This is a genomic window from Streptomyces longisporus (assembly GCF_039532765.1).
Lineage (GTDB): Bacteria > Actinomycetota > Actinomycetes > Streptomycetales > Streptomycetaceae > Streptomyces > Streptomyces longisporus.
Map to the genome: position 1 here is coordinate 794,512 of NZ_BAAASG010000007.1, position 5,049 is coordinate 799,560.

5 protein-coding genes are annotated in these 5,049 nt (G+C 66.4%); 2 read left to right on the plus strand and 3 right to left on the minus strand.

The window, feature by feature from the left end:
* Positions 1-11 precede the first annotated feature (11 nt).
* The gene (locus ABD355_RS15215; RefSeq protein ID WP_344400805.1) at positions 12-491 is read left to right on the plus strand and encodes a flavin reductase family protein; all 480 of its coding nucleotides are present in this window, start codon (positions 12-14) and stop codon (positions 489-491) included.
* 7 nt (positions 492-498) lie between these two features.
* Here ABD355_RS15215 and ABD355_RS15220 read toward each other — a convergent pair whose 3' ends face one another.
* From ABD355_RS15220 to ABD355_RS15230, 3 genes are all read right to left on the minus strand, one after another.
* Positions 499-1,173, minus strand: coding sequence for a 4'-phosphopantetheinyl transferase family protein (locus ABD355_RS15220; protein WP_344400806.1), 675 nt, complete (start codon positions 1,171-1,173; stop codon positions 499-501).
* 54 nt (positions 1,174-1,227) lie between these two features.
* On the minus strand, positions 1,228-1,920 hold the full coding sequence (locus tag ABD355_RS15225) for a formylglycine-generating enzyme family protein (RefSeq protein WP_344400807.1): 693 nt from the start codon (positions 1,918-1,920) through the stop codon (positions 1,228-1,230).
* 338 nt (positions 1,921-2,258) lie between these two features.
* Positions 2,259-3,488, minus strand: a complete 1,230-nt coding sequence (locus ABD355_RS15230; RefSeq protein ID WP_344400808.1) for a cytochrome P450 family protein — start codon at positions 3,486-3,488, stop codon at positions 2,259-2,261.
* A 659-nt stretch (positions 3,489-4,147) separates the two neighbouring features.
* On the opposite strand from ABD355_RS15230, the gene ABD355_RS15235 reads away from it, so the two are divergent.
* Positions 4,148-4,543 carry a DUF4180 domain-containing protein gene (locus tag ABD355_RS15235; protein WP_344401221.1) on the plus strand — a complete coding sequence of 132 codons (396 nt, stop codon included), beginning with the start codon at positions 4,148-4,150 and terminating at the stop codon, positions 4,541-4,543.
* Positions 4,544-5,049: the final 506 nt, after the last annotated feature.

Sequence of the window (5,049 nt, forward strand, 5' to 3'; positions counted from 1 at the left end):
TCCGGGAGGCGATGTCACGGCTCGCGGCAGGCGTGACGATCGTCGCCGCCCGCGACGATGCGGGCCGTTGTCGGGGCTTCACCGCGACCTCGGTGACATCGGCGTCCCTGGAACCGCCGCTGCTGCTGGTGGGCATCGCCCGTACGTCGAGCTGCTACCCCGTGTTCCGCACGGCCCGTGAGTTCACTGTCAACATCCTCAAGGAAGGGCACCAACACCTCGCCCGGCGCTTCGCCGTGTCCGGGATCGACCGCTTCGCGGAGGGCGGCTTCACCGAGTGGCGCGATGGCGGACCGCCCTGCCTGGACGATGCACACGTGTCCCTGTACTGCGCCGCGTTGGACATGATCCCGTTGGGTGACCACGAGCTGCTGGTGGGCAGGGTCATCGAGGCACGGCTTCCAAGCCCCGAGGATGCACCGCTGGTCTGGTACCGGAGGGCCTTCGGCTCCGTGACGGCCGGCTCTCGACCTCCGTCTCTGACCGACTGAAGCCGGGTTACTGCCCCGTGGCCCGCCGCAGGGCGATGGCGGTGAGCAGTATGCCCTGGCGGGAGAGCCACCGGCCGTTGAACCCCTCGATGCGCTCCCCATCGGCTGTGGGGCCCTGGACGAGCAGTCGCGCGGAGAAGGCGCCGGAGTCGGGGTCGATGCGGATGTCCGCCTCGTTGAAGCCGAGTTCGCGCTTGGCAAGCGGGAACCAGACCTTGAACACCGTCTCCTTGGCGCTGAACAACAGCCGGTCCCAGCAGACTTCAGGAGAGGACTGCGTCAACGCCTGCACCCGCGCACGCTCCTGGGGCAGCGAGATGAACTCCAGCAGGTCCGCTGCCAGGGGAAGGTTGGGTTCGGCGTCGATCCCGAGCCCCACGAACGCGGAGGAGCGAGCCATGGCGGCGGCCCGGAACCCAGGACAGTGGGTCAAGCTGCCGACGATGCCATCGGGCCACAGCGGTTCGCCACGCGCGCCCGACAACACGGGCGCCGGCGGCACGCCCAGTTCGCTCATGGCACGGCGCGCACACATGCGAACATTTGCATATTCCATTCGACGCTTCGGCCGGGCGCTCGCGACGGCGGCTGCCTCCTGTGGGTACAGGGCGGTCAGCGCCGCGTCGTAGTCGACGAACGTGCTGCCCGTGCCGACGGGCGAGGGCAGTAACTCATCGATCACAACAACACCTCACGTTCACGCCCTCGTTCCCGAGCCTTCTCCCACGTGCCGCGCTCACAGCGATCGGGCGAGCCTGAACCCGAGGTCGTCGATGGCAAGGGTCGGGTGGCTCTTGCGGCGGCACGACGCCCGGCAGCCCCGGGGCTCGTCGAAGAAACCGCCGCCGCGGAAGACGCGGTACGGGCCGTAGACCCTGGGGTCGTAGACGTCCCAGCACCACTCCCAGACATTGCCGATCATGTCGTGGAGGCCCCACGCGTTCGGCTCCAGCATCGCGATGTCGTGCAGCTCGCCCCCGGAGTTCCCGCGGTACCACGCGATCTCGTCCAGCTCTCCGTAGCGGACGCCTGAACTCCCGGCCCGGCAGGCGTACTCCCATTCCGCCTCGGTGGGAAGGCGGTAGCCGTCGGCTGCCCAGTCGCAGACCACGTCCTCCGCATCGCTGCTGTCGCCCATCGTGTAGCAGGGATCGAGCCCCGCCACCTGCGAGAGCAGGTTGCAGAACCGGACAGCGTCCTTCCATGAGACCTCGGTCATCGGCTTTCGAGGCCCCGCAGAGCTCTGCGGCGCTCCGCCCAGCACAGCGGCGTACAGCTCGCGGGTGACCGGACTCGGCGCCAGCTGGAAGGCGGCAACCTCAACCTTCCAGTCCGTCATCGTGCCTTCGTCCCGCAGCACGATTTCTCCTGCGGGCAGGTCGATCATGGGATCGGCGGCCAGCCGACGCAGCGTCGATGCATGGCTCATCGCAGTCCAACTCCTACACATTCGGTTCGTGTCCTCAACGTGCGATTACCGTCGAGGCACCCGCAGATGCACAAGTACATCACCAAGGACGTTCGGACATCGCTCACCAAGGGGTTGGAGCGTGACCGCGACGCTTGCGGTCGCGGTCACGCTCCCGTACGGCAACGGCCACCGGCCGAGGGCATCAACGCCGGGGGACCGAGCCGGTCAACGGTCAGACACCCAGCCGACCAGTCCGCTTGGCGTCCTGTTGCAGGATTTGGACGGCCGGCTCACAGGCGGCGGGCGACCGGGCAGCGCTGCCGGGCTCCCTCACCTGGGAAGCCCGCACCGGGGAGTCAGCGCTGCTCGGCACCGAGCGAGACCGGCAGAGACCTCAGCCCGCGCAGCGCCGTGCCCGGCTGCCAACGGAGGTCGGCCGGGTCGGCCGCCAGCCGGATGTTCGGGAACCGGTCGATGAGCCGGTCGAAGGCTATCTGTCCCTCCAGCCGGGCCAACTGCGCTCCGACGCAGTAGTGGATGCCGTGTCCGAAGGACAGGCTGGCGCCCGCCTGACGATGGATGTCCAGGCTGCCTGCGTCCGGGAACTGGGACTCGTCCCGGTTGGCCGACGTGAGAGCGACCACCACCAACTCGCCCTCCGGTATCACCACTCCGCCGACCTCTATGGGCTCGGTCGTGAAGCGCAGCGACGACGTGTTGACGGGACTCTCGTAGCGGAGCAGCTCGTCGACCGCGCCGGGCATCAAGGAGCGGTCCGCACGCAGAGCGGCGAGCTGGTCGGGGTGGCGGAGCAGCGCGTACACACCATTGCCGATGAGGTTGACCGTCGTCTCGTTGCCCGCTACCAGCAGCAGGAACGCCATCGACACCAGTTCCTGGGTGTTCAGCTTGCCGTCGTCACTGGAGCGCACCAGGCCGGTGAGCAGGTCGTCCGCCGGTTCCGACCGCTTGCTCTCGATCAACTCGTACAGGTACCCGAGCAGAGCCGTCGTAGCCTGCGCCATGCTCTCCGGATCCCCGCCGGAGAGCTGGGTGGGGACCCAGCCCTTGAAGCGCTCCTGGTCGTCGGACGGAACGCCGAGGAGTTCGCAGATCACCGCCATGGGCAGCGGGTAGGCGAGGGTGCGCATCAGGTCCACCTCGTCGTGGCCCTCCATCGCATCGAGCAGTTCGGTGGTGATCTCCTCGATCCGGGGACCTAGTTTCTCCACCGCTCGCTGCGTGAACACCTTGTTGACCTGCTTGCGCAGCCGGGTGTGGTCCGGCGGGTCGGCGTTCATCATGTGTGCGGCCAATTCGCTGGCGAACACCATGCCGGTCTCACCGTCGGTGTGCCGCTGGATGACCTTCTGGCCGGCCTCGATGTTCTTGGACAGACGGTTGTCGGTCAACACGGACTTCGCGTCGTCGTACCGCGTGACGAGCCAGACCTTGGTCCCACCCGGCGCGATGATCTCGCGGACCGGTGCCTCGGAGCGGAGCACGTCGTATAACGCGTGCGGATCGTGCTCGAACTCCTTCTCGTCGATCTGGAGCGGAGCCGCGCCGTCTTGGCCGCTGGACATGTTTCCTCCCGTTTGTCAATCAAAATTTCAACGACGAATTCGGTGCTCACTCATGAACGGGTCGTACGGGGGTGCGGTGCGGGCAGTCGATCACTAAATGCCGTGTCCCGCAAGGCTGGTTCGGTGAGCGGAACCGTCCTCGGCCTTTCGATCGAGATGTCGCCTGGAGAGCGGCCGGGGAAGCGTGAAACGCCGGGGGTCCGCATCGGCGGGCGCTGCCGAGGATACTGTGTTTGGGAACGTTAGGTGCATGTTTCAGGTATGGGCAAGGTTTGCGGCCGCCAGTGCGGACGGCTTTTGTGGACGCACTGCCGCGTTCCGGGCGGATCCGAATCAGAAACCGCTGTCCGTCGATTTCCGGCCACCCGCGCGGACCAGGCGGAACCGCTCCGCACTCATGATGTCCGCTCTCCTTCCGACGCAGCGTCACGGGCTCGTCTGTCACCGGGCCCGACCAGCGAGAAGGCGTCGCGGGAACCGACAGCCCGAGGAGGATCCGCGACTGCGTCGCAGGGGTCGGCCGGCCATTAAACCTGTGCGCCGCATATTGGCTGGATAGTTCACTGAGGCCCTGATACCTCGTTTGACTCGTGATCAGGTGCGTGTTAGCTTCCTCCGGCAATATGAGCTCGTGAGTTTTTCACATGGGGGACTGGGAAATGACGGACTTACTACAGGAGCGGCACGGGGTGCAGGTATTGATGTGCGATCCTGCGGGGCCCACCGTGGTCACCGAGCAGGATGCACTGGACTTGATTGGTTCGGCATTGTTCAATGCCGAGATTGTGGCCGTTCCTGTGAGTCGCCTTGACGAGAAGTTCTTCTCGCTCGGCACCCGTATCGCCGGTGAAATCATGCAGAAGTTCGTCAACTACCGGATGCGGCTGGCCATCGTCGGCGACATCTCCCGTCATATTGAGGCGAGTGCCGCACTGCGTGCTCTGGTGCATGAATCCAATGCGGCAAGTCATATCTGGTTCCTTCCCGACGTCGAAGCCCTCGACGCGCGCCTGGAGACCACAGGTACGAAAGGGCGGGGCCAGCGCCCGTCCTGAAGGCGAAGTGAGTCGACCGTGTGTCCTGGGGTGCGTCTGGCGGCCCGGCCTCGATCTCTGTCGAACGGGCGCCCGGAAAGCTCCTCGAACGCCGAACACACAGCTGCTGATCGGGGCGTGACGACACGCGTGCCCCCTCTTGCGTGACACCACCGCAATGAGGTCGACCTGCCTTCGAGTCGGCACAGTTGCCGACCTCGGACCCATGGGACGACGTGGTCCCGGCGTGGGCGCACCTCCTGGCCTGCTTGTCCGCCATCGGGATGCGCGCCGCAGTCAGTGACCGCGCGCTCTCAGGGAAGGCGGCGGTCGGCACGGCCACGCGGAGCTCGTGACGGCACACCGGCTGCGCAGACCAGCAGTCGGCTGTGAAACGTCCAGGCAGCATCCACCGTTGGAGCCGTTCGCCAGGAAAGGTTCCTGACTGTTCGGCATGCCCAGGCTCGGTAGTGGGCGGCCCTGGTGGTGTGCCACAACATCGCGAACGATAAGGGGAGTCTCCACTG